We start from the raw sequence: 24,992 nt of genomic DNA, 5'->3' as shown, positions 1-24,992 counted from the left end.
TTCATCAGGGAGCGGAAGCCGGCGGCGATGCCGCCGCCGGCCGCGAAGCCCTCGTGGCGGACGTCCGGCGGGGCCACCTGGCTGCCCTGGGCGTAGGTGCCGGTCGCGGTGTCCACCCGGGCCACGCCCGGGAGTTCGGAGAGCGTGGTGGCGTAGTCGGCGAGCTCGCCCGAGGAGTCAGGCGCCTGGGGAAGGACGACGTTGAGCGCCTGGCTCTCGCCCGAGTCGTAGTCGGCGCGCAGCGTCTCGGCGACCTGCCGGGCCGAGCTTGACTCGGGCAGCACTCGCTCGTCGGCGGTGCCGAGGGTGATGTTGAGGAAGGGCGCGCCGAGCAGCAGCAGGCCGGCGGTGACCAGGGTGGCGATGGGGATCGGGCGGCGCATCACGAACGACGAGAGGCGGTGCCAGAAGCCGGCTGCGATGTCGTCGTCGTGGGCCGGGGTGTTGGCGCGGTGCAGCAGCGGGAGCCGGCCGCGGTCCACGCGCGGGCCGAGGACGGCGAGCAGCGCCGGCAGCACGGTGAGGGTGACCAGCGCGCTGAGCAGGGCGACCGCGATGCCGGCGTAGGCGATGGAGCGCAGCGCGAGCAGCGGGAAGAAGGCCAGGCAGGCGAGGGTGACGGCGACGGTGACGGCCGAGAAGAGCACGGTGCGGCCGGCGGACGCCATGGTGGCGCGGACGGCGGGTCCGGTGGCGCGGCCGGCGGCCAGCTCCTCGCGGTAGCGGTTGACCATCAGCAGGCTGTAGTCGACGGCGAGGCCCAGACCCAACAGCGTCACCACGTTGAGGGCGAGGATGGAGATGTCGGAGACGGTGGCCATCAGCCAGAGCAGGCCGAAGGAGAGCAGGATGGTGACGGCGCCGATGACCAGCGGCAGGGTGGCGGCGACCAGGCTGCCGAAGATCAGCACCAGCACGACGAGCATCACCGGGAAGGCGATCATCTCGCCACGCACGGCGTCGCGTTCGCTGATCTCGCCGAGCTCCTTGTTGACCATGGCGGCGCCGCCGATCTCGACGGTGAGCCCGTCCCGCTCGCCCTCGTAGGCCGGTTCGAGGTCGGTGAGCCGCCGGGTCGCCTCGTTGTCGTCGCCCGCGATCGCGGCCAGGATCAGCGCCGACTCGCCGTCGCCCGACCTGAGTTGGGGCGCGCCGGTGAGCCAGTAGGAGGTGACGTCCGATATGCCGTCCTCGGCGGCCAGGCGCTCGCTGAGCGCGGCCCCCGCGGCCCGGGCGGCCGGGGCGTCGACGCCTTCTGGCGCGTGCACGAGCAGCGCCAGGTTGAGGTCGTCGCGGCCGAAGCGTTCGACCAGTTCGGTGGCGGCGCGGCCGGACTCGGAGCCCGGGTCGTCGAAGCCGCCGGTCTTCAGTCGGTCGAACACCGCGGAGCCGGCGGCGCCGGCCGCGAGCGCGAGCAGCACCGCGACCAGCAGCACGGCCCGGCGGCGGGGCAGCAGGAACTCCGACAGTCTGGCGAGCATGGCCTTCCCTTCGTTCGTGGGTTCGGAAGGGAAGACGGATGGGACGGCCCCGGATGTGACATCCACGAGCCGTCCCTGGCGACGACACCGGCTAGCGGGCCGAGGAGCCGGTGGGTACGGGCCGTTCTGCGGGCGCCGGGGCAGGTGCCGGCGGTGCCGACCGGCGTGGCCCCACCGGCACGATCACATGGGTGGGCGGGGGCGCGGTGCGGTCGATCTCGGCGGTGAACTCCTTGCCGTCGTCGCGGCAGATGAAGTGCATCACGTGCCGCCCGGCCGCCGCCGCCCGGATCAGCCCGCCGGTGGTGGCCCAGACCCCGGAGAGGTAGAAGTTGGCGAGCCCCGGGAGCCCGGGACCGTGCTTCTTGATCTGCTCCTCCATGGTCTCGCCGCTCTCCACGAACGGCTGCCAACCGAGCACCGTGCCGTCGTAGTTGCCCGTGTAGCGGACCTGGGTGAGCGGCGTCGACACGTCACGGACCGCGATCTCGTCCCTGATGCCCGGGTAGCGCTCGTCGAGCCAGGCGACCAGCGCGTTCCGGGCCTTCCGCTTGGCCGCCAGGTACTCCCTGGACCGCCGCACCGGAAGCGTGTGCATCTCGGTGCCGCGCCGGGTCCGCGTCGCCTGCTCGGGCCCGTCGTGCAGCTCGCGCCAGGGCCCGATGTCGCAGAAGTAGGTGGCGTAGACGACGGAGGTCTCGTCCGGCGAGAGCTCCGGGTAGTGCATGCTGCGGAACTGCACGTTGATGCTGGGGTGCCGGATGCCGGGCAGCCTGGCCGCCTCCTCCTCGGACAGCAGGTGGGTGGTGCACGGGTCCCCCTCGGGGAACCTCCGCCGCAGGCCGAGGAAGAGCGTGAAGTACCCGGGGAAGACCATGCCGTCTTCCTTGATGGTCTCGGTGTACAGCTGGCGGTAGGTGTCGTCCGTGTACCGGCCGCCGAGGAACTTCATCATCGTGGTGTAGCCGTCGCAGGCGGAGACCACGATGTCGGAGCGGAACTCCCGGCCGTCGGAGAGCCGGACGCCGACCGCCCGGTCGTTCTCGACCAGCACCTCCTCGACCTTGGCGTTGTAGGTGATCTCGCCGCCGAGCCGCAGGTAGCGCTGCTCGATCGAGCGTGCGAGCCCGAGCGAGCCGCCCTCCGGCACGCCGGCCGACAGGTTGGCGTGCGAGGCGAGCTGGAAGTAGAAGGGCAGCACGGGGAAGTTGGGGTGCTTCTCGTAGAGGATGAAGTTGAACGCCTCCCGCAGCAGCGGGTCCTTGAACTTCGCCGAGTAGTCCGTCATCAGCACCGTGATGGACTTGCGGATGGTGTTGAAGTAGGGGATGAACGACGCCAGCATCCGCCAGCGCTCCAGCCGGCCCATCAGGCCCACCGGCTTGAGGAACGGGTAGACGGCGAGCGCCTTGCGGAACGTGCGCAGGCCGTCGCAGAAGCTCCTGATCCGGCGCGCGTCGGCGGGCGAGATGGACGTCAGGTGCGCCTGGAGACGGTCCGGGTCGGAGTAGAAGTACACCGCCCTGCCGTCCCGGCCCCGCACGATGTTGAAGACGTCGAAGTGCCGCATCTGTTTGCCCTGGAGGGCGCCGAGCTCGAGCCAGATCTGGTGCATCTCGTTGCCCGGGCCGTTGCCCAACAGCCAGCTGATGCAGCAGTCCAGCGTGTAGTCGCCCCGGTCCCAGGCGGTGCAGCAGCCGCCGGGGATCTCGTGCATCTCGAAGACGCGGGTGTCGTAGCCGTTCATCTGGCCGTAGCAGCCGGTGGAGAGCCCTCCGAGCCCCGCACCGATGATGATCATGGACTGGCGTTCTGCTGGCACGGTTTCCTCCCGCCGTCCGCTACGTGGACCGCGTGTCGAGCTGGACGGGCTTGTCGAGTTGGGGGAGATGGCCGAGCTTCCCCGGGTGCCACGCCTCGTGTTCCTCGCTCTCCCAGGCGCGGAAGGGGACGCCGAGCTCGGCGCAGAGGAACTGCACGGCGAACCTGCCGGATGCGGCGGCCGAGACCAGGCCGCCGGAGTGCACCCACTGGCCGGCCATCGAGAAGCCGGCGAGCCCAGGCAGCCGCATCCGGTCCTTGTTGACGACCTTGGCCAGGATGTCGTCGGCCTCAGAGAACGACTTCCAGCCGAGGATGGAGCCGCCGATGGTGCCGGTGTACCGGTGGTGGGTGGCGGGCGTGGCCACGTCGATCACCTCGACGCGCTCGGCGATCCCGGGGTACCGCTGCTCAAGGAAGTCCCTGACGAACGCGGCGACCTCGGCCTTGCGCGCGCGGTAGTCCCGGCGGTTGGCCTGGCGCAGCGACCGCCAGAAGGCGTAGTCGCTGAAGTAGGTGCAGTGGATCACCGAGTGGCCGGGCGGCGCGAAGCCGTCCGAGTAGCGTGACCTGAGCTGCACCACCATGCTGTCCTGCAGCACCCCGGGCAGCCGCAGCGCGTCGTGCCGCGGCAGCAGGTAGGTTGCGCTGTGCGGCGCGTCCGGCGGGACGTCGCCGCGGAAGCCGACGAACGCCGAGACCACGCCGTGGTAGATGGCCTGCGGCCGGTGCAGCAGGTCCGTGTAGAGCTTGGTGATCCGGGGCCCGGTGTACCGGCCGCCCAGCAGGTCGTAGATCAGGGTCCGGCCGTCGCAGGTGCCCACGACGTGGTCGGCGTAGTGCCGGGAGCCGTCCCTGAGCTCCACGCCAACGGCCCGGTCCCGCTGCACCAGGATCCGCTTCACCCGGGTGCGGTAGCGGACGGTCCCGCCGAGCGACTGGTAGCGGCTCTCGATCGAGCGCGCGAGCCCGAGCGAACCGCCCTGCGGGAAGCCGGCGTTGTCGTGGTACGCGGCCGCCAGATTGAACAGGTAGGGCAGCAGCGGGAACGTCTCGTGGTCCTGGAAGAAGACATACGGGAACGCACGCCGCAGCAGCGGGTCCTCGAACCGCTCGGTGAACGACTCCATCTGGGTCGTCGCCGTGCGGTAGAAGAGTCCGAGCGCCGGCAGCACGGCGCGCAGCGCCCGCAGCTTCTCGCGCGGCGTCAGCAGCGCCTTCGGCTTGAGGAACGAGAACACGCCGTCCAACTCGGTGAACCGGCGCAGGTAGCCGCAGAAGGCGCGGATCGGCTCGGCGTCGGCGGGCGACAGGTCGAGCAGGTGGCGTTCGAGCCGGTCCGGGTCGTTGTAGAAGGTGACGGCGCGGCCGTCCTCGCCGACCACCTGGTTGAACATCTCGAAGTTTCGCACCGACTTGCCGTCCAGCGCGCCCAGCTCCCGCCACACCTGGTGGGCCTCGTTGCCCACCGCGGTGCCGATCAGCCACTCGATGCAGTAGTCGAAGACGTAGCCCTGCCGGGCCCAGGCGGTGCAGCCACCCCCGGGCAGCACGTGCTTCTCCAGGATCAGCGTGTCCATGCCGCTCATCTGCGCGTAGCAGCCGGTGGCCAGGCCCCCGATGCCGCCGCCGACGATGATCACTCGGGGCCGTCCCGCGCCGCGCCACGCCCTGTCACGCCGCATGGGAGCCTCCGGCCGCGGTGGCCTCGGTTCCGCGGGCGGCGCGGGAGTTGAGCTGTCGCAGCGCCCGGGTGTCGAGCTGCGGCAGGTGGCCGAGCTTTTCCCGGTGCCAGCGCCCGCCGCCCGGGCTGAGCGAGGGGCGGAACGGCAGGCCGAGCTCCTCGCAGATGAACTGGACGACGAACCGGCCGGTGGTGGCCGCCCGGATCAGCCCGCCCATGCCGACCCACTGGCCGGTCATGGAGAAGCCGGCGAGTCCGGGCAGCCGCATCCGGTCCTTGTTGATCAGCTTGGTGACCTCGTCGTCGGCCGGCGAGAACGGCTTCCAGGCGAAGATGCTGCCGTTGTGGTTGCCCGTGTAGCGGTGGGCCGTGACCGGGGTGGCGATGTCCACCACCTCGATCCGCTCGTCGATGCCGGGGTAGAGCCGGTCGAGGAACTCCCGCTGGAAGTCGGCCACCCGGCGCTTGGTGGTCCAGTACTCGCGGCGGTCGGAGGTGCGCAGTTTCTTCCACACCTCGAAGTCGCTGAAGTAGGTGCAGCGGATCACCGACTTGCCGGGCGGCGCGAAGCCGTCCCAGTAGTGGTTGAACAACTGCACCACCATGGTGCTGTGCAGGCCGCCGAAGAGCTCGGCGCCCTCCTCGGGCGGCAGCAGGTAGGTGGTGCTGTGCGGGTCGTCCGTCATGACAGGACCGTCGATGCCGAAGTAGGTGGAGACGGCCGCCGGGAACAGGTTGTCCGGATCGTGCAGCATCTCCCGGTAGAGCCGGTTCACCCGGGGGCTGGTGTACGCGCCGCCGAGCAGCCCGTTGATCGTGGTGTTGCCGTCGCAGGCGGACACCACGTGGTCGGCGAGGATCCGGGTGCCGTTCTTCAGCTCGACGCCAACCGCCCGGTCGCCCTCCACCAGGATCCGGTCGACCCGGGCCCGGCAGGCGAGCTGCCCGCCGAGCGTCGTGTACCGCTCCTCGATGGAACGCACCAGGCCGAGCGAACCACCCTCGGGGAAGCCCGCGTTGCGGTTGTGCGCGCGGGCCATGCCGTAGAGGTAGGGCAACACCGGGAAGCCCACCGGGTCCTGCAGGATGATGTTGGGCAACGCGCGCCGCAGCAGCGGGTCCCTGAACCGCTGGGCGAGGTCCGCCATCTGGGTGGTGGCGGTGCGGTAGAAGAGCCTGAGCAGCGGCAGGGTGGCCAGCGCGGTGCCGAGCTTCTCGGGCGCCGACTTCAGCGGCGGCGGCTTGAGGATCGGGTACGGGTGGGCGTCGAGGAAGCCGCGCAGATAGCGGCAGAGCTGCCGGATCGGCTGGGCGTCGGCGGGCGAGAGGTCGAGCAGGTGGCGTTCGAGCCGGTCCGGGTCGTTGTAGAAGGTGACGGACCTGCCGGTCTCGTCCATCACCCGGTTGAACATCTCGAAGTGCGCGATCTCCTTGCCGTCGAGGGCGCCGAGCTCCCGCCACACCTGGGCGGCGTCGCCCGACTCGCCGGTGCCGCTGAGCCAGTCGACGCAGTAGTCGAAGATGTAGCCCTGCCGGGCCCAGGCGGTGCAGTAGCCGCCGGGCAGCACGTGCTTCTCCAGGATCAGGGTGTCCATGCCGCTCATCTGGGCGTAGCAGCCGGTGGCCAGGCCCGCGATCCCGCCGCCGACGATGACGACCCGGGGGCGGCCGCCCGGCACAGCCGGGCGGCCCCATTCGGTGACGCGGTCAGGCAGCACGGGACTCACCGCCGGTCAGCACGGCATGGGTCAGCCGCGCGTTGTGGGCGAGGTTGTCCTCGTCGAGCATGTCGGCGTGCGTCCCGGCGCCGCGCAGCACCGCCGAGTGGCTGCTGGACGTGCCGTGCCAACTGCCGTGCTTGCCGGCCGCGTAGAACGCGACCTTCTCCTCGTCGGAGATCACGGTGACGGCCGCGGCCACCGTCCCGGTGTTGGGTGTTCTGCTGCAGAAGTCGAGGTACTCGCGGGCCTGTTCCAACGTCTCCTCGGCGACCAGGTCGGAACCGAGGTGCTTGCGCAGGTGCTCGCCCAGCTCGTGCTCGAACGCCCTGAAGTGCTCGGGCCCCATCTCGAAGGCCTCGGCGATCCGGTACGAGTCCATGATGATCACGTCGGACACCTCGCGGCCGCGGGACTCCAGCTCCTTGGCCACCTCGAACGCCAGGTTGCCGCCGAGCGAGTAGCCGAAGAGCACGCACGGATCCTCGGTCCCCAGCGACTCCACCAGGTCGGCGTAGCGGGCGATCTTGTCGTCGCCCGACATGTAGTTGAAGGACAGGAACCGGTACTCCGGCAGCCGCGCCGCCAGTTGGCGGTAGACCAGGCCGTGGCCGCCGGCCGGCGGGAAGCAGAACAGCGGGCGGCCCTGCTCCCCGTTGAAGGTGAGGTACGGCTGGGCGCCGGCGATCCGGCCCGTGGTGATGTCCTCCACGGTGCGGGCCATGCCGTGCAGGGTCGTGACCTTGAACAGCTGGCTGACCTGGATCGAGATGTTGAACTCGTGCTGCAGGTGGTGGATCAGCTCGATCAGCCGGATGGAGCTGCCGCCGACCTCGAAGAAGTCGTGGTGCAGGCCCACCGACTCGACGCCGAGCAGCGCCTTCCAGTGCTCCGCCATCCGCACCTCGAACAGGGTGGTCGGCGGCTCCTCCATATCCTCGTCGAGGTCGGTCGGCGGCGCGGGCAGCGCGGCCACGTCCACCTTGCCGTTGGGCGTGAGCGGCAGCGCCTCCAACTCCACGAACGCGGACGGGATCAGGTAGGTCGGCAGGTAGCCGGCCAGGTGGCGGCGGAGCTCACGCGTGTCGAGCGGGGTGCCGTCGGCCGGCACGCAGTAGGCGCACAGCGTCGCCTCGCCGCGGGCGTCCCTGCGGACGGTGACCACGGCGGCCGCGAGATCCGGCCAGGCGGCGAGCTGGGACTCCACCTCGCCGAGCTCGATGCGGTGGCCGCGGACCTTGATCTGCGAGTCTGACCGGCCGAGCAGGTGCGCCCTGCCGGTCGCGTCCCAGTGGGCCAGGTCGCCCGTGCGGTAGAGCCGCACCGGCGCCGCGCCCGGCTCCCGGCTCAGGGTGCGGGTGACGAACCGCCGCGCGGTCTGCTCGGGGTCGCCCGCGTAGCCGAGGGAGACGCCGGCGCCGCCGATCCACAGCTCGCCCGGCACACCGGCGGGTACCGGCTCGCCCTGCGCGTCCAGGATGTACAGCGCGCTGCCCGGGAACGGGCGGCCGATGGGCACCATCCGGCTCGGCTCGAGACCGGTGGCCGGGCCCTCGAAGTAGGCGCTGTCGATGGTGGTCTCGGTGAGGCCGTACGAGTTGACCACCCGGGTGTCGGGGCCGCAGCGGGCGCGCAGCCGCTCGTACTCGGCGACCTTCCAGGCGTCCGAGCCGACGATCACCAGACGCATGAAGTCGAGCCTGGCGTCGGCGCTCTCGCAGTGGTCGAGCAGCCCCCGCACCACCGCGGGCACGAACTCGCCGCAGTCCACGCCCTCGGCGCGCATCGTGTCGTAGAGCCGGGCCGTGTTGAACAGCAGCTCGCGGCCGATCAGCACCAGGGTGCCGCCGGAGCACAGGGCCCGCACCAGGTCGCCGGTGAAGACGTCGAACGAGGGTGCCGCCATCTGGAGGTGGACGCTGACCTCGCTGTCGAGCCGGTACTCGGCGCGCCAGCCGGCGTAGGCGGCGGCCAGCGAACGGTGGCTGACCCGCACGGCCTTGGGGCGCCCGGTGGAGCCCGAGGTGTAGATGACGTAGGCGGGGGAGTCGAGGGCGACGGGGGTGGCCGGGGCCCACTGCTCCTTGGCGCCCTCGGCGCGCAGCTCCTCGGGCGAGGCGGCGGGCGCCTTGGCGCCGGACAGCCGCTTCCGGCCGCGCTCCTCGGCGATCACCAGCACGGCCTCGGCCGTGTCCGCCATGTAGGTGAGCCGGCCGGCCGGGTGGTCCGGGGCGAGCGGCAGGTAGGCGCCGCCCGCCTTGAGGACCGCGAGCAGCGCGGTCACCAGCTGCGGCGACTTCTCCAGGCAGATCGCCACCACCGAGCCCTCGCCCACGCCCCTGGACCGCAGCCCGCGCGCCAGCAGCTCGGCGTCGGCCTCCAGCTCGGCGTAGCTCAGCCGCTCGGTCGGCCCGGCCTCTGCCGGGGCCGACAGCGCGACCACGTCCGGGTGTTCGCCGGCGACCTCGGCGATCAGCTCGTGCACCGGCAGCAGAGCCGGCTCGGCCAGGGCCGCGCCGCTCCACTCGGTGAGGATGTTCCTCCGCTCCTCGGCGCCCAGCATGGCCAGGCCGCTGATCGGCTGGTCACCGGGCGAACCGGTCAGCTCCGCCAGCAGGTTGACGTAGTGCCCGGCCATCCGCCGCATGGTCTCCGGCAGGAACAGGTCGGTGTTGTACTTGAACACGCAGTGGAACCGGCCCTCCGACTCCTCCTCGTAGGCCGACAGCGTGATGTCGAACTGGCCCTCCTCCTCCGGCAGTTCGATGTAGTCCAGGCGGTAGCCGTACTTCTCGGTGGCCACCTTGTGGTGCAGCAGGATGAACATCGCCTGGAAGACCGCCGACCGGCTCGGGTCGTGCTGCAGGCCGAGCTTCTCCACCAGCAGCGTGAACGGGTACTCCTGGTTGTCGAGGCCGCCGAGCACGATGGTGCGGACCTGGTCGAGCAGCTCGGCGACGGACGGCGCCCCCGACAGGTCGGCGTGCAGCGGCAGCGGGTTGACGAAGTAGCCGTAGACGCTGGCGAACTCCTCCTGGGTACGGCCGGTGACCGGGCTGCCGACGATGATGTCGTCCTGACCTGAGTACCGGTGGAGCAGCACGTAGTAGGCGGCGAGCAGCACCATGAACACCGTCACGTTGTGCTCGCGGGCCAGGGCGTGCACCCGGGAGCTCAGCTCCTCGTCGAGGACGAAGAACTCCGAGGCACCGTTGTGCGTCATCACCGCCGGACGCGGCTTGTCCGTCGGCAGGTTGAGGATCGGCACCTCCTCCGGCAGGTGCGACGTCCAGTACTCAAGCATCCGCCGCGCCTCGGGCCCGGCCAGGAACTCGTTCTGCCAGTTGAGGAAGTCGAGGTAGCGGGCCGAGACGGGCGGCAGCTCGACCCGGCGGCCCTGCCGGAGCCCCTCGTAGAGCGCCAGCAGCTCCTCGATGAAGGTGAAGGTCGAGATGGCGTCCGAGATGATGTGGTGGACGGCCTTCATGATCAGCCAGCGGTCGGGCCCGCGCCGGAACAGCCGGAACCTGAACAGCGGGTCCTTCTCCAGGTCGTACGGCGCCCGGTACTCGCGGATGATCATCTGGTAGATCTCGTCCCACGGGGTGCCCTCGACGTCGAACAGCTTCAGGTCCACGTCGACCTCGGGGGAGATCCGCTGCACCGCCTGCCCGTCCTCCAGCAGGAAGTTGGCCCGCAGGCTCGGGTGGCGGGCCACCAGCGCCCGCACCGCCTCGAACATCAGCTCGGGGTCGAGCTCCACGCGGACCTCGACGGCGCCGCCGATGTTGTAGGCGAAGCCGTCCGGGTGGAGCTGCTTGAGGAACCACTGCGCCTTCTGGTTCTGCGTCAGCGGATAGCGGGACTCGTCCTCGAACCGCTCGACGGCCGCGCCGCCGCCCCCGCCCGCGCCGTCCGCCACCAGGCCGAGCAGGCCGTCGTGCGCCTGCGCGATCAGCTCGCTCATCGGCGCGCTGCTCAGCAGCGCCACCACCGGCAGGGCCACCTGCAACTCGGTCTGCACCCGGGAGCGCAGCTCCATCGCCAACAGCGAGTCGAGGCCGAGCGAGTTGAGGCTGACGGACGGGGCGACCCGCTCGGCCGGCACCCGCAGCACCGTGGCCACCAGGGAGGTGAACCGCTCGGTGAGCAGCAGCGGCCGCTTCTCCTCGCCGGCCTGCCGGAAGGCGTCAAGGAAGCTGCTCGCCTCGCCCGCCGCCGGGCCGCTGCCGGCCGCCGCCAACTCGGCGACCAGCGGCGGCGGCACGTCGTACCAGGCGAGGAACGTCGGCCAGTCCACGATGGTGGCCACCACCAACTGCGCCCGGTCCTGGCCGATGACCCGCTCCAGCACCGCCATACCGGCCTCGGGCGAGAGCGAGCTCATCCCCCGGCTGTTGCGGTAGTGGTCGATCAGGCCAAGGTCCTCGATCATGCCGGTGGCCCACGGCCCCCAGTCCAGGCTGAGCGCGGGCAGGCCGCTGGCCCGCCGGTGGTGCGCGAGCGCGTCGAGGAACGCATTCCCCGCCGCGTAGTTGGTCTGGCCGGCGGTGGTCAGCACCGAGGCCACCGAGGCGAACAGCACGAAGTGCTCGAGCGGCTCGTCCGCCAGCACCCGGTGCAGCACGGTCGCGCCGGCCACCTTCGGGTCGTAGACCCCGTCGAAGGTGGCCCGGTCCATCTCCGGCACCCGGGTGTCCCGCACCTGCCCGGCCAGGTGGAAGACGCCGCGGATCGGCGGCGCCTCGCTCCGCCGGTACTCGGCCAGCCAGTCGGCGAACGCCGCCTCGTCGGTGATGCTCAGCCGCACCACGACCGGGTGGGCGCCCAGCGCCTCCAACTCCTTGACCAGCGCCACGTTCCGCGCCTCCGGCGAGTCGGGCTCCAGGTCGCGCCACCGCTCGCGCGGCGGCAGCGCCGTGCGGGCCACCAGGATCAGTCGGCGGGCGCCCCGCCGGACCAGGGTGCGGCACAGCAGCCGGCCGAGCGCGCCGAAGGCGCCGGTGACCAGGTAGCCGCCGTCGGCCCGCAGCCGCAGCGGCAGCGGCCGGCTCAACGCCTCGGCGGCCCGCAGCCGGCTGGTGTAGCGGCGGCCGTCGCGCAGCGCGACCTCGTCCTCGTCGGTGGCGGCCAGCTCCCGCAGCAGCGCCCTGGCCTCGGCCTGCCGGGCCGCCGTGTCCCGCCCGCCGCCGAGCTCCAGGTCGACCAGCTTCCCCTGGTGCCCCGGCAGCTCCTGGTACCACAGCACCCGGCCGATGCCCCACGCCGGCGCCCCGAGCGGCTCGACCCGGGCGCCCTCGGACACCGCCTGCGTGCCCCGGGTGACGACCAGCAGCCGGCCGTCGTGCCGGCCGTCGAGCAGCGCCTGGGCGAGGGTGATCAGCGAGAACCCGCCGAGCGTGGCGTGCTCACCGAGCGCGTCCCGCCCGCTGGCCTCGAACTCCGGCAGGTCCAGGTTCCACAGGTGCACGATCGCGTCGAACGGGCCGCCGTCCGCCGTGAGTTCGGCCAGCAGCCGGCCGAAGTGGCCGGCGGAGCCCGGGTCGACGGTGGACTCCTCGCGCTCCGTGTCCAGCGCGTACTCCTCGCCGGCGCGCACCAGGTGGCAGCGGCCGCCGTGCGCCCGGGCGGCGGCCGCCAACTCGTCGCCCACGCCGGAGCCGTCCGCCAGGATCAGCAGCCGTCCTGGCACCTGGTGGATCCGCTCGGCCTGCTCGGCGGCGAGCGGCGCCTCCCGCCAGGCCACGTCGGCCAGCCAGCCGTCGATCGTGGACAGGCCGACGGCGGTGGCGGCCTTCTCCACGTCGGCCGCCCGGAAGTCGGAGATCCGGCCGAGTGACGCGCCGTCCTCCCCGTAGATCGCGATGTCGCCGATCAGCTCGTCGTCGCCGTCCCTGCTGATGGTGGCGTGCACCCACAGCGGCCGGTCGCCCACCGCGTCGAGCCGGACCTCGCCGATGGACAGCGGAAGCCGGATCCCGGTGCCCGCCGCGTCGTCCCCGCCGGCCGCGAGGAGCTGTGGGGTGAGCAGCGTCTGGAAGCAGGAGTCGAGCAGCACCGGGTGCATGTGGTGGCGGGCCGCGTCGTCCCCGAGCTCCGCGGGCGGCCTGATCAGCGCCAGCGCCTCGTCCTCGCCGATCCACACCCGCTCGATGCCCTGGAAGGCGGGACCGTAGTGGTAGCCCAGGGCCGCGAGCGCCGCGTAGCAGTCGGGCCCGGTCAGCTCGCGCGCGCTGCGCCCGGTGATCGTGGGCCGGTCGAGCACGGCGCTCAGCCGGCGCCGCTGCACGGCCCGCACCACCCCGCTGGCGTGCACCACCTGGTCGTGGGCGCCGGCGCGCGGGACGCTCGCCACGGTGAAGCCCGCGCCCTCCCCGGAGAACGACAGCTGCACCGTGCTGACCTCGCCGTCCGGCAGGAACAGCGCCTTGCGCAGCTCGATGTCGGCCAGCGCCGCGTCCGTCGAGCCGGTGAGCGCGCGCACCGCCTGGATGGCCATCTCCAGGTAACCGGCGGCCGGGAACAGCACGTTGCCCTGGATCCTGTGGTCCTCGAGGTACGGCAGCGCCTCCGCGTCGAGGCTGGCCTCCCACACCGGCTCGGCCGACGCGAGACGGCGGCCGAGCAGCGGGTGGTCGAGCCGGCCGAGCCGCACCGCCGCCACCGGCGCCGGCTCCACCCAGTACCGGTCGCGCCGCCACGGGTAGCGCGGCAGCGTCACCGGGGAGCCGGTCGGGTGCTGCGTCGCCCAGTCGATGGGCACGCCCAGGTTGTGCAGGGCGGCGAGCGACATCGCGAACCGCTCGGCCTCGTCCTCGAGGCGGCGGATGGAGGGCACCACCACGCCCCTGGCGCCGCGCTCGTCGAGGCACTCGCGGATCGAGTGGCCGAGGACCGGGTGCGGGCCGATCTCCAGGAAGACGCCGTAGCCGTCCCGCGCGAGCCGGTCGACGGCGGCCCTGAAGTGGACGCGTTCGCGCACGTTGAGCCACCAGTAGTCGGCGTCGAGCTCGGTGCCGACCGCCAACTCGCCCTCGATGGCCGTGAGGTAGAGCGGCACCTGGGCCGGCAGCGGCTTGATGTCGGCCAGCGAGGCGAGCAGTTCCTCCTTGATGTCCGCCATCCTGGCGCTGTGGTAGGGCACCTTCACGGTGAGGAACTTCGCGAAGACCTGCTCGGCCCTGAGCTCGGCGGCCAGCCGGGCCAGCGCGTCCTCGTCGCCGGACAGCGTCATCCCGGTCGGCGAGTTGACCGCGGCGATCGACACCCGGTTCCCGTACGGCCGTACCCGGCGGGCCGCCTCCTCCTCCGACAGGCTCACCGCGAGCATCGTGCCGGTGCCCACCAACTGCTGCTGGAGCCGGCTGCGGTGGACCACCACGCGCGCCGCGTCCGCCAGCGTGTAGACGCCGGCCTCGTAGAACGCGGCGACTTCGCCCGTGCTGTGGCCCACGATCGCGTCGGGCCGTACCCCGCGGCTGCGCCACAGCGCGGCGAGGCCCACCTGGACCGCGAAGTTGGCCGGCTGCGCGAGCCAGGTCTCCGCCATGTTGGACTCGGCCTCGTCCGCCGCCAGCTCGGCGATCAGCGACCAGCCGGTCAGCTTGCCGATCTCCGCGTCGACCCGCTCGACGGCCTCCCGGTACACCGGCTCGGTGGCGAACAACTGCCGCCCCATGGCCCACCACTGGGGTCCCATGCCGGTGAACACCCAGACGAGGCGCCGCTCCTCGGGGTCAAGCTGCTGGCCGGTCAGCACGCGGGGGTGCTCCTCGCCGCGCTCGTACGCCGCAAGCGCCTCGTCGAGCGCGGCCCGCGAGTCGTAGACCACGGAGAGCCGGGACTCCAGGTGCTGTCTGCGGTGCGCCAGGGTGTACCCCAGGTCGTCGAGCGCCACCGGCGGGGCGCCGTTCGCGCCGGCGAGCTCGCGCCTGATGCCGGAGACCAGCTCGGGGAAGGCCGCCGGGTCGCGCGCCGTCAGCGGCAGGATCGCGTACGCCGGGCCCGCGGCCACCGCCGCCTGCCGCTGCTCGGCGGCCACCGGTGCCGGCGCCCGCTCCAGCAGGACGTGCGCGTTGGTGCCGCCGAAGCCGAACGAGTTGACCCCGGCGCGGGCCGTGCCCGTGTGCTCAGGCCACGGGGTGACCTCGGTGGGGATCCGGTAGGGCAGGCTGTCGGCGTCGATCTTGGGGTTGAGCTCGTCGAGGTTGATGTGCGGCGGGATCACCCCGTGTTTGAGGCAGAGCACCGTCTTGATCAGGCCCGCGATGCCGGCGGCCGACTCGGTGTGCCCGATGTTGGTCTTGACCGAGCCCACGTAGCAGGGCGCGCCCGGCGCCCGGCCCACGGCCAGGGCGCGGGCCAGCGCGTTGGCCTCGATGGGGTCGCCGACGGGCGTGGAGGTGCCGTGCGCCTCCACGTAGCCGAGGTCGCCGGGGGCGATCCCGGCCTCCGCGCAGACCCGCTCGATGAGCGCCACCTGGGCGTCGGCGCTGGGCACGGTGATGCCGTTGGTCCGACCGTCCTGGTTGACGCCCGAGCCGATGATCACGGCGTGGATCGGGTCGCCGTCGCGCTCCGCGTCCGCCAGGCGCTTGATGGCCACCACGCCCACGCCCTCGGCGCGCACGTAGCCGTTGGCCGAGGCGTCGAAGGTGCGGGAGCGGCCGTCGGTGGAGAGGAAGCCGCCCTTGGTCTCGGCGATGGTGTACTGCGGCGCCGAGTGCAGCAGCGTGCCGCCGGCGAGCGCGAGCCGGGTCTCGCCGCGGGCCAGGCTCTGGCAGGCCAGGTGGACGGCGACCAGCGAGGAACTGCACGCCGAGTCGAGGGAGACGCTCGGGCCGCGGAAGTCGAAGCAGTAGGAGATCCGGTTCGACACCATCGTCATCATCGTGCCGGTCGCGGTGTGCGCGGCCAGGGTCTCGAAGCTCAGGTCGGCGAACTGGATGATCTTGTAGTCCAGGGTGAAGGCGCCGACGAAGACGCCGACGTCCGTCCCGGCGAGCTCGCCCGGCTTCTGGCCGCCGTCCTCCAACGCCTCCCAGGCGACCTCGAGCAGCTTCCGCTGCTGCGGGTCCATATGCTCAGCCTCGCGCGGGGAGATGCCGAAGAACGCGGGGTCGAACTCGTCGAAGCCGTCGATGTACCCGCCGCGGCCGCCGATGAGCCGGCCGGGCTTCGCCTCGTCCCGGCTGCCGAGCGTCGTCACGTCGTAGCGGTCGGCCGGGGTGGGCGTGAGGCAGTCCTTGCCTTCGATCAGGTTCCGCCAGAAGGCGCGGTAGTCGGAGGCGCCGCCGGGGAGACGGCAGCCCATGCCGATGATGGCGAACTTCTGCCCGGTGGCGTTCTGTTCGGCGGCGGTGGCCTGAATGGGGACGTTGCGTGCGTCCGTCATGTGGTCGTTCTCCTTGGATGGGCGCGCGAACAGGGCGCCGCAGGGGACGGTTGGGCGGTGACGGTTGGGCGGTGACGGTGGGGGGACGGTGTGGTGGCGACGGTGCCGGTCGGTGGTTGGTCCGCCGACGGCCCGACGTCGGCGTGCGGCAGGCGGTGACGGCGTGGCGCCGTACCAGCGCCACGCACGGCCGTTCTGACAGGTGCCGTGTCGCGTCCCGGCCGTGAGGCCGCGACTACCTGGCGGGGCGGCGCCAGGGGCGGAACTGGTTGGTGAGCACGGCCCCGGTGGGCGGGAACGAGGTCGGGTCGACCAGGCCGACCGAGGCCGGCCGGCGCCCCGGGCGCCACGTGAAGCTGCCGAACACCCGGTCCCAGATGGAGAGATCTGCCGCGTAGTGGCCCGCCTCCGAGAGGTCGGTGCTGTGGTGCAGCCGGTGCTGCTCCGGGCTGGAGACGATGTGGTTGAGCCAACCGATGCGCACGTCGGCGTTGGCGTGCGTGAAGTAGCCCTGGGCGACGACGAACAGGCCGACGGCGAACACGGACGCCTCGGAGAACCCGACCAGGGCCAGCGAGAGCTGGGTGGCGCCTTGGGCGAGCACCACGTCCAGGATGTTGTTGACGCTGTTGTTCCCGATGTTGACCTTGTCGGGGGCGTGGTGGACGCCGTGCAACCGCCACAGGTGGCGGTTGGTGTGCCCGAGCCGGTGCACCAGGTAGTTGGCCAGCGAGCCGAGCAGCGCGGCGAGCGGGATCTCGACGCCGAGCGGCAGGGCCGACTCGGGCAGCGAGACGACGCCCACCAGGGCGAGCACCAGCGCCTGCGCCAGCGCGCCGCCGAGCGCGGTCAGCAGGAAGTAGGCGCCGTACCAGCGCCATTCGCGCCGGCTCGGGTGCCAGGAGCGGTCGTAGGGGATCAGCCGCTCGAGCACCACGAGGTAGAGCAGGACGCCGAGCACGAAGAGGAAGCCGACGGCCTCGAGCTCCCGGTCCCGCGCGATCCCGAGCGTGGACACCGCGACGACGGAGCCGAGCAGGATCGGGTACGCGAGGTGCCGCAGCGCCCGTGCCCACGCGGGCACGGCCTCCGGGGACTCAGCCTCCGGAGCCGGTTGTGACGATGGCTGTGAGACATCGCTGTTGATTGGGGACCTGAGGCCCATATCACCCACCCCTCTGGACACGGATCTCGTGTGACCGCGCGCCGGTCCGTGACCCCTGGGCGGACGACGCTTGGAAAGATCATCAACAGTATGGATTTGATCAAATACGCCGAGCAATGACTGGAGGGGGGCGTATCAGGTTGTAGGGGGTGGCAGATCCCATTTCGCGCGCCCCTGTGTCGCCTCCACGCTCCCCGGCGTCGCCCCTCTGGTTGTGTGCGTGCGGCGGCGTCGTGTCGAAGGCGTGTCCATCCCGCGTCGCGCTCCGCGCTGGCCCTGACACCGATGTGAGGGCCTACGCTCGCCCTCGCCAGCCACCCACCGGGGCGAAAGGAACACCGCAGCCATGCCAGGAGTGATCGTGATCGGCGCGGGACCGGGGATCGGCCGCTCGGTCGCCCGCAGGTTCGCGCGCGAGGGACTGCCGGTGGCCGCCGTCGCCCGCACCGCGCGGACGGCGCACGACACCGCGGAGGCCGTCGCCGACCTCGGGACGCGCGCCCTCGCCCTGACCGCCGACGCCACCGAAGAGGCCGGGCTACGCGCCGTCCTGGACGCCGCCACCGCCGAGCTCGGCCCGCCGGACGTCCTCGTCTACAACGCGGCGCTCATCCGCCCCGACGCCCCCGGCGAACTCCCCGCGCGCGCCCACCTCGACGCCTGGGCCGTCAACGTCGGCGGCGCGCTGACCGCCGCCGGCCACCTGTTGCCGGCGATGGCGCGGCACGGGGCCGGCACCTACCTGGTCACCGGCGGCATGCCGGAGCCCAAGCCGGCGTACACCAGCCTCTCGCTCGGCAAGGCCGGGCTGCGCGCCCTGGTCGCGCTACTCGACGAGGAGTACGGCCCCGCGGGCGTCCACGTGGCCACCGTCACCGTGGCCGGCCCCGTCGCGCCGGGCACCGACTTCGACCCGGACGACATCGCCGAGCACTACTGGCGACTGCACACCCAGGCCCGCGCCGACTGGCAGCGCGAGGTCACCCACGGCCCGCGCCCGGATCCGCACTAGCCGCCCGCAGCGGCCCGGCCAGCCGCTCGGCCAACGCCGCGTCGGCGGCCCGCAGTTCGTCGAGGAGCGCGCGGGTCGCCGCCGCCAGGGCGCGCCGCAGCTCGGCCGCGCCCAGCTCGCGCACCAACGCCTCGGCCAGCGGCCCGGTGATCCCGGCCGGCAGCTGGTCGGCGCCCTTGGCGTAGGCGGTCGGCAGCCCGAGCCGCAGGCAGGCGAGCGCGAGTACCTGGTCGCGCACCCCGCTGATCCAGTACTCGGCGAGCCAGGGCGCGTTCCGCTCGATCGCGGCCCTGGCGCGCAGCACGTGGTGCCAGGCGAAGCCGACGAACCCCCGCGCGTCCGCCGCCGCCGGGCGTGGCTCGACGGCCTCCCCGAACACCACCCGGAAGCCGCCATCCCCCACCTGCCCGAACTCGGCCGCCGGCGTGAACCCGAGGTCCACCTCGAGACCGTCGCCCAGCAGGAAGGCGCGGTATACGGTCGACCCGGACCGCAGGTCGAAGTGGTGCAGCGCGCCGAGCTCCCCGTACACGAACTCGCTCCAGGAGCCGAGCACCTCCGCCACCACCCGGCCGGGCGCCACCGCGAGCAGCAGGTCGACGTCGGACCACCGGTCCTCGGCGCCACGCGCCGCGGAACCCGTCAACGCCGCCGCCGACACGTCGGCGTCCGTCCGCGCCCGCGTCAACAGCCGCGCCCGCACCCGGTCCCGCTCCGCCTCCACGAACATGCCGGGACCCTACAAGACCGGATCCCGGTGTCGGGTGCCACCGCGACCACCGTGACGCGCGGGACGGCGTTAGCGTGTATATCCGTACGTGACCGCTGATCCGGTTCAGCCACCAAGGAGCGACGACATGGCAACCACACGCATCGCGACGACGAACTGGGAGGGCTCCCTGCTCGAGGGCGCCGGCAACGTCTCCCTGGATTCGTCCGGGGTGGGGAAGTTCGACGTCACCTGGGCGTCCCGGGCCGAGGACCCCAACGGCCGCACCAGCCCAGAGGAACTGATCGCGGCGGCGCACTCCTCCTGCTTCTCGATGGCGCTCTCCCACGGCCTGGCCGGCGCCGGCACCCCGCCGGAGTCCGTCCAGACGCAGGCCAGCGTCACCTTCCAGCCGGGCGAGGGCATCACCGGCATCGTCCTGAAGGTCAAGGCCAGGGTGCCCGGCATCTCCGCCGACGACTTCCAGCAGGCCGCCGAGACCGCCAAGGCCAACTGCCCGGTGAGCAAGGCCCTGGCCGGCACCACCATCTCCCTCGAGGCCGAACTCCTCGACTGAACCACCCGGGTGGCCCCTCGGCGCGCTCCGCGCCGGGAGGCCACCCGTCCGCACCGCGCCGTGCCGGTCGGGTGCCTAACCGGCTTCCGGCGCTTCGGGGGAGAAGTCGTACCCGGTGAACTCGGCCACCGGGACGTATCCGAGTCGCTGGTAGAGGGCGTTGCTCGTGCGGTTGGCCGGGTCCGCGAACAGGACGACGTCCGTCGCGCCGGCGGCCAGCGCGGCCCTGCTCACCTCGACCGTCACGGCGCCCGCGTAGCCGCGCCCCCGTAGGTGGGCCGGGGTGTAGACGGGGTCGACCCGGATCATGCCGCCGACCATCGAGGTCGAGCCCGCCATGGAGACGGGAGTGCCGTCCGGGGTCTCCCAGAACGTGAAGTGTTTGTCGGCGAACCGCGTGTCGGCCCAGGAGCCGGCGTCGATGGCGTCCATGGAGCTCCGCTCGCCGACGTCGGCGCAGAACTCGCGGCACCAGCGGACGAGTTGCTCGTGGTCCCGCGCGTCAAGGACCCGCCCACGGCCCGCCGGGAACGGCTCCTGCGGGGTGAGCGTGCCGAGCCGGTGGAGGCGGGCACGCCAGCCGGGCGCCGACGCCGCGCCCGTGCGCCGCTGCCATGCCTCGGCGAAAGCGGTGGCGGTGTCGTGGTCCGCGAGGACGCCGCAGAGTGGGAGGCCGAGGTCGGTCAGGTGGGCGGCGAGGGCGTCGGCCCGGTCTGCGGAGAGGGGCGTGAGGGTCAGGCGGCGGGTCGGCGGGCGGTAGCAGATGGCGCGGACCTCGCCCCCCGACTCGAGCCGGCCGAAGACGGTGGCCTCGGTGCCGGGCGCGTACGCGCCGCGTCGCCGCAGCTTCTCGATCACCGTCAGCGGCGTGTTGTGCAGGGCGGGGCGCGAACGCAGGAAGTCTCCGGCCTGGGCCAGGAACTCGTCGACGTCTTCGGTGAGGTGCCAGTCGTCCGGGTGCATGCCTCATGATCCCTGACGTGCTCGGGGCCGCCGGCGTCGGCCGGTCCCCGCGGGTGTAGCAGACTGGCTCCCACCTGGTCGGGGCCGGGCGAGGCCCGGCCATCCCTGTCGTGGAAGGTGCGCGGATGCCCAGCGTGGTGAAGATCAACGTCCTGACGGTGCCGAAGGAGCAGCGCGAGGTCCTGGAGCAGCGGTTCTCGTCCCGGGCGGGGCTCGTGGAGAGCCAGGACGGCTTCGAGTGGTTCGAACTGCTGCGGCCGGTGGAGGGGACGGACCAGTACCTGGTCTACACCCGCTGGCGCAGCGAGGAGGACTTCCAGAACTGGATGAACGGCGAGATGCGGCAGGCCCACCAGGGCGGCGGCCGGCCGGCTGCCTCCGGCGCCACGCTGTGGTCGTTCGAGGTGGTGCAACAGGCGGCGCCGAAGACGCGGAAGGCGCCTGACGGCGCGGAAGGCGCCTGAGCGCCGGGTCGGCGGGCGGGTGCGCGCCTGGTCGTTCAGCGGCGGCGTAGGTGCGCAACGGCGGCTGAGGCGCCCGTGTCGGGTAGGCAGCCTCGTGTGAGACGGCGGACGGTGCTGGCCGTGGCCTGGCCGCTGTGGGCGGCGCCTGACGGCGCGTGAGTTTGGGTGCGCGCGGCCTGTCTGGCCACGGCTGCGCTGCCTGGCGGCGCCGAAGGTGCGTAGGCGCCGGGATGGTGGCGCGGCTCGTGTCCCGGCCGCCGCTTTGCCGCTCTGCGGCGCGTGGCGGCGGCTGAGAGGCGCCCGCGTCGGGTAGACAGCCTCGTGTGAGACGGCGGACGGTGTTGGGCCGCGGCCTGGCCGCGGTGGGCGGCGTGGCGCTGCCGGCGTTGGTTTCGCCGGGTGCGCCGGCGTTGGCCTCGGACGTGACCAACGTGTTCAGCGAGTTGTGTGATCGATGGCGGCGTGTCCTGCTCGGCCCCGGCGCGCCGGACGGCGCGTACGCCGGGGCGTACGCGCAGGCGGTGGCGGCCCAGGACCGTTCCGCCGCGAACCGGTTGGCGACACTGGTCACCGACGAGGACGCCGCCACCCCGTGGCCCGACCTGCCGTTGGCCGAGGAGCCCGCGCTCTCGGCCAACGTGACCGCCGCCGCCTCCCGGCTGCGCGCCATCGCCGTCGCCTGCGCCACCGAGGGCGGCGCGCTGCACGGCGACGAGGCGGCGAAGGGCCGCGCGGCCGCCGGCTGCCGGGTCCTGTGGCGGGCCCGCTACCGCGCCGGACAGGCCCAGTACGGCAACTGGTGGGACTGGGAGATCGGCACCCCGCGCCACCTCACGGACACCCTGACGCTGCTCGGCCCGGCCCTCGACGAGGAGACCAGGGCCGGCCTGCTGGCCGCCGTCGACCACTTCGTGCCCGACCCGCGCCGCATGCTCCGCGGCGAGCTTGAGTCGACGGGCGCCAACCGGGTCGATCTGTGCCGGGTCGTGGCGCTGCGGGGCGCCCTCGGCGCCGCCCCCGAGCGCCTGACGCTGGCGGCGTCCGCGCTGGCGGGTGTCCTTGACCCGGTGCTCGAGGGCGACGGCTTCCACCCGGACGGCTCGTTCCTCATGCACACCTGGGTCGCCTACCTGGGCACCTACGGCGAAGTGCTGGTCAAGGGCATGGCCGAGCTGATGTCGCTGCTCGCCGGCACGGAATGGGGCGTCGGCGCGGCCGAGCGCCGGCTCACCACCGAGGCGGTCGACCGCAGCTTCGCTCCGTTCGTCCACCGTGGCGCGATGCTCGACGCGGTGCGCGGCCGGGCGATCTCCCGCGACACGGCCACCGACGCGGACGACGGTTTCAAGCTGGCCGTCGACCTGTTGACGCTGGCCGACGCGCTGCCGGCGGCCGAGGCCGCGACCGTGGGCCGGCTGCGGGCCACCGCCAAGGCGTGGCTGGCGGAGAACGGTTGGCGGCCGCTCGCCGCCCGGCAGCCGGCCCAGATCGCGGCCGCGGCGGCCGTGCTGGACGACGCGGCGATCGCCCCGGCCGCCGGGCCGCTCGGCCACTTCGGCTACCCGGACATGGAGCGCTTCGTCCACCGCCGCCCCGGCTGGACCTACTGCCTGTCGCTCAACTCCAACCGGGTCGCCCGCTACGAGTACATGAACGGGGAGAACGCCCGCGGCTGGCACACCGGCGACGGCATGCACCAACTCGCCCTGGACGCCGACCCGTTCCACTACTCCGACGCCTACTGGCCCACCTGCGACGCCAAACGCCTGCCCGGCGTCACGGTCGACACCACACCGCTGCCGGTCGGTGCCGGCGGCGACAACGACAACGTGCCGCTCTCCGGGGCCGCCTGGTCGGGCGAGGTGCGGATCGGCGACCTCGCCCTGGCCGGCATGGACCTCCGCGGCATCGACTCCACGCTCCGGGCACGCAGGAGTTGGCTCTTCCTGCCCGACGCGGTGCTCACCGCCGGCTCCGGGATCACCGCGACCGGCGGGCGCCGGATCGAGACGGTCGTCGAACACCGGCGGACCGACGGCGCGTTGTCGGTGGACGACCGGCCGGCGCCCCGCTGGGCACACCTGTCGGGCGTCGGCGGCTACGTCTTCCCGCACCGGCCTTCCGCGCTCCACACCCTGCGGGAAGACCGCACCGGCGCCTGGAGCGAGATTCGCCGGGGCGGCCCGACGACGCCCATCACCCGCCGCTTCGTCACCCTCTGGCAGGACCACGGCGTCGACCCCCTCGACGCCTGCCACGCGCACCTGCTGCTGCCCGGCGCGACGGCGGCTGAGACCGCCGCCAGGGCCGCCCGCCCCGGCGTCGAGGTGCGGCGACTCGACCGCGACGTCCACGCCTTCCGCGCCGGCCAGCTGACCGCCGTGGCCTTCTTCGCACCGGGCTCGGCGGCCGGCGTCACCGCCGACGCGCCCTGCGCGGTGCTGCTGCTCCGCGAGGACGACCGCACCCTGCGGCTGGCCCTCGCCGACCCCGCGCGCCTCGCCGCCGCCGTACGGCTGACGATCACGGTCCGCGGCCGCCACACCCTCCGGGAAGCTGACTCCGGCCTCACCCTCCTGCCATCCACCCCCGGCACGATCCGGCTGCGCGCCGAGACGGCCGCCAGCCGGGGCACCACCCTTACGGCGACGTTCACGTGCCGCAGCCACTGACCCGACGCCGGGGCGCTGGGGGCGCTGCGGGGGGCGCTGCGCGCCGGCCGTAGGCCCGCGCGGCGTCGCGGTGGAGTTTTTTCCCCGCCACCCGCCCCTTTCGCGCGCCGCGGGGGGGCGCTACGCGCCGGCCCGGCGGCCGCGCCGCTTGGCCGCGGTGGCCGCTGCCCAGACCGCCCGCCCCTTTCGCGCGATGAGCGTAGAGGCGCGCGGCCGCGGGCCGGGCGACCGTGAGACAGCTGGTGCGGCGGCCTCGGTCGGAATGCGCGGTGAGCGCCGCAAGCCGGGGCTGCGGGGGCGAAGCCCCCGCCCAGGTCGGGGCGTGGGCCGGCAGGTTGGTGCGGTGTCTCAGCGGCAGCGTCAGCGTGGGCCGGCAGGTTGGTGCGGTGTCTCAGCGGCAGCGTCAGCGCGGGCCGGCAGGTTGGTGCGGTGTCTCAGCGGCAGCGTCAGCGCGGGCCGGCAGGTCGGCGTGGACTCACAGCGCCAGCGTCAGAAGCGTCGGTGCCGCCTGGCGGTTGAGCGCTTCGGCAGCCATCCGGAGGCGATGTGCCTGGCCGACCGGGAGGGAGAGGGCCAGGCAGCCGACGGTCGCGCCCGCCGTCAGCGGAACCGCGGCGCAGAGCGTGCCGACCGCGTACTCCTGGATGTCGAGTACCGGCATGGTGGCCGGCTGCCGGTCGAGCGCGCTCAGCAGCGTTCGCCTGTCGGTGATGGTGCGCGAGGTCAGCCGGGCCGCCTTGTGGCGGGAGAGGTGGTCCTGCCGGCCGTCGTGGTCGAGCTGGCTGAGCAGGCACTTGCCGATCGCCGTGGCGTGCGCCGCGGAGCGGAAGTCGACCCACTCGTTGACCACCGGCAGCTGCGGCGTCCCGGAGATGTGCGCCACCTCCAACTCGCCGTCGGTGTAGCGGGCGAGGTAGACCGCCGCGCCGATCGAGTCCCGCAGCGTGTCCAACGCCCGCTGGAGCCGCTCGCGCCGCAGCTGCTGCCGCTCGGCGCCCGAGCTCAGCCCCAGCAGCGCCTCGCCGACCGTCAACGCGCCGTCCGGCAGCCGCCGCAGATAGCCGTCCCGGATCAACATCCGCAGGATGCCCCGCTGTTGGCCCGGCGGCAGGCCGGCCCCCTGGACCAGCCGCTCCTCGGTCAGGCCCTCGGGGTGATCGGCCGCGGCCTCCAGCAAGCGCAGCGCGTACCGCACCGAGTGCAAGGGAGCGGTGCGCCCGGACGCGATCGCCACATCGACCTCCTGCCAGTCCTCCCCGTGTTCGCTCGTACAAGCGTAGCGACGAAAGGCGCCCATGGTGCGTTCATTGACGCCGTTCGTTGCTCCGTGTA

At 72.8% G+C, this 24,992-nt stretch carries 13 protein-coding genes; 4 read left to right on the top strand and 9 right to left on the bottom strand.

Annotation, left to right across the window (positions count from 1 at the left end):
* From E1265_RS06985 to E1265_RS06960, 6 genes are all read right to left on the bottom strand, one after another.
* The coding region (locus E1265_RS06985) for an MMPL family transporter (RefSeq protein WP_132929342.1) at positions 1-1,481 on the bottom strand (1,481 nt) is incomplete at its 3' end.
* Positions 1,482-1,572: 91 nt separating this feature from the next.
* Positions 1,573-3,282, bottom strand: coding sequence for an NAD(P)/FAD-dependent oxidoreductase (locus tag E1265_RS06980; RefSeq protein ID WP_132929347.1), 1,710 nt, complete (start codon positions 3,280-3,282; stop codon positions 1,573-1,575).
* A 40-nt stretch (positions 3,283-3,322) separates the two neighbouring features.
* Positions 3,323-4,987, bottom strand: coding sequence for an NAD(P)/FAD-dependent oxidoreductase (locus E1265_RS06975; RefSeq protein ID WP_132929341.1), 1,665 nt, complete (start codon positions 4,985-4,987; stop codon positions 3,323-3,325).
* Complete coding sequence (locus E1265_RS06970; protein ID WP_132929340.1) at positions 4,977-6,704, bottom strand: NAD(P)/FAD-dependent oxidoreductase; 1,728 nt, start codon at positions 6,702-6,704, stop codon at positions 4,977-4,979. The genes E1265_RS06975 and E1265_RS06970 overlap by 11 nt, the downstream gene beginning before the upstream one ends.
* Entirely contained in the window at positions 6,694-16,017 is a 9,324-nt protein-coding gene (locus E1265_RS06965) for a non-ribosomal peptide synthetase/type I polyketide synthase (RefSeq protein ID WP_243740587.1), read from the bottom strand. The genes E1265_RS06970 and E1265_RS06965 overlap by 11 nt, the downstream gene beginning before the upstream one ends.
* 316 nt (positions 16,018-16,333) lie before the next feature.
* Complete coding sequence (locus E1265_RS06960; protein WP_243740586.1) at positions 16,334-17,182, bottom strand: sterol desaturase family protein; 849 nt, start codon at positions 17,180-17,182, stop codon at positions 16,334-16,336.
* 427 nt (positions 17,183-17,609) lie between these two features.
* On the opposite strand from E1265_RS06960, the gene E1265_RS06955 reads away from it, so the two are divergent.
* On the top strand, positions 17,610-18,275 hold the full coding sequence (locus E1265_RS06955; protein WP_132929337.1) for an SDR family NAD(P)-dependent oxidoreductase: 666 nt from the start codon (positions 17,610-17,612) through the stop codon (positions 18,273-18,275).
* Here E1265_RS06955 and E1265_RS06950 read toward each other — a convergent pair.
* On the bottom strand, positions 18,244-19,005 hold the full coding sequence (locus E1265_RS06950) for a nucleotidyltransferase domain-containing protein (RefSeq protein ID WP_132929336.1): 762 nt from the start codon (positions 19,003-19,005) through the stop codon (positions 18,244-18,246). The genes E1265_RS06955 and E1265_RS06950 overlap by 32 nt on opposite strands.
* Positions 19,006-19,132: 127 nt before the next feature.
* Here E1265_RS06950 and E1265_RS06945 point away from each other — a divergent pair, with 127 nt between their 5' ends.
* Entirely contained in the window at positions 19,133-19,561 is a 429-nt protein-coding gene (locus E1265_RS06945) for an OsmC family protein (RefSeq protein WP_132929335.1), read from the top strand.
* A 75-nt stretch (positions 19,562-19,636) separates the two neighbouring features.
* On the opposite strand, the gene E1265_RS06940 is transcribed toward E1265_RS06945, so the two are convergent.
* Positions 19,637-20,524: a GNAT family N-acetyltransferase gene (locus E1265_RS06940; RefSeq protein ID WP_132929334.1), complete on the bottom strand. Its 888-nt coding sequence runs from the start codon at positions 20,522-20,524 to the stop codon at positions 19,637-19,639.
* A 125-nt stretch (positions 20,525-20,649) separates the two neighbouring features.
* Here E1265_RS06940 and E1265_RS06935 point away from each other — a divergent pair, with 125 nt between their 5' ends.
* Together E1265_RS06935 and E1265_RS06930 are read left to right on the top strand one after the other, a co-directional pair.
* Positions 20,650-20,988, top strand: a complete 339-nt coding sequence (locus E1265_RS06935; protein ID WP_132929333.1) for an antibiotic biosynthesis monooxygenase — start codon at positions 20,650-20,652, stop codon at positions 20,986-20,988.
* Positions 20,989-21,311: 323 nt separating this feature from the next.
* Entirely contained in the window at positions 21,312-23,660 is a 2,349-nt protein-coding gene (locus E1265_RS06930) for a polysaccharide lyase 8 family protein (protein ID WP_132929332.1), read from the top strand.
* Positions 23,661-24,135: 475 nt separating this feature from the next.
* Here the strand turns inward: E1265_RS06930 and E1265_RS06925 are convergent, their stop codons facing one another.
* A complete protein-coding gene (locus tag E1265_RS06925) occupies positions 24,136-24,894 on the bottom strand; it encodes an IclR family transcriptional regulator C-terminal domain-containing protein (RefSeq protein WP_243740585.1) in 759 nt (252 codons plus the stop codon).
* Between the last annotated feature and the right edge of the window lie 98 nt (positions 24,895-24,992).

Origin of the sequence: Streptomyces sp. 8K308 (assembly GCF_004348315.1) — a bacterium.
Taxonomy (GTDB): domain Bacteria; phylum Actinomycetota; class Actinomycetes; order Streptomycetales; family Streptomycetaceae; genus Streptomyces.
The sequence above is the reverse complement of the archived record's forward strand: the minus strand, read 5'-3'. Positions and strand labels throughout refer to the sequence as shown.

Bases quoted from the DNA above. Each gene is read 5' to 3' on its own strand.
- E1265_RS06980 (WP_132929347.1), bottom strand. From the start codon at position 3,282: ATGATCATCATCGGTGCGGGGCTCGGAGGGCTCTCCACCGGCTGCTAC.
- E1265_RS06975 (WP_132929341.1), bottom strand. From the start codon at position 4,987: ATGCGGCGTGACAGGGCGTGGCGCGGCGCGGGACGGCCCCGAGTGATC.
- E1265_RS06965 (WP_243740587.1), bottom strand. From the start codon at position 16,017: ATGGGCTGCCGTCTCCCCGGCGGCGCCTCCGACTACCGCGCCTTCTGG.
- E1265_RS06955 (WP_132929337.1), top strand. From the start codon at position 17,610: ATGCCAGGAGTGATCGTGATCGGCGCGGGACCGGGGATCGGCCGCTCG.
- E1265_RS06950 (WP_132929336.1), bottom strand. From the start codon at position 19,005: ATGTTCGTGGAGGCGGAGCGGGACCGGGTGCGGGCGCGGCTGTTGACG.
- E1265_RS06945 (WP_132929335.1), top strand. From the start codon at position 19,133: ATGGCAACCACACGCATCGCGACGACGAACTGGGAGGGCTCCCTGCTC.
- E1265_RS06940 (WP_132929334.1), bottom strand. From the start codon at position 20,524: ATGCACCCGGACGACTGGCACCTCACCGAAGACGTCGACGAGTTCCTG.
- E1265_RS06935 (WP_132929333.1), top strand. From the start codon at position 20,650: ATGCCCAGCGTGGTGAAGATCAACGTCCTGACGGTGCCGAAGGAGCAG.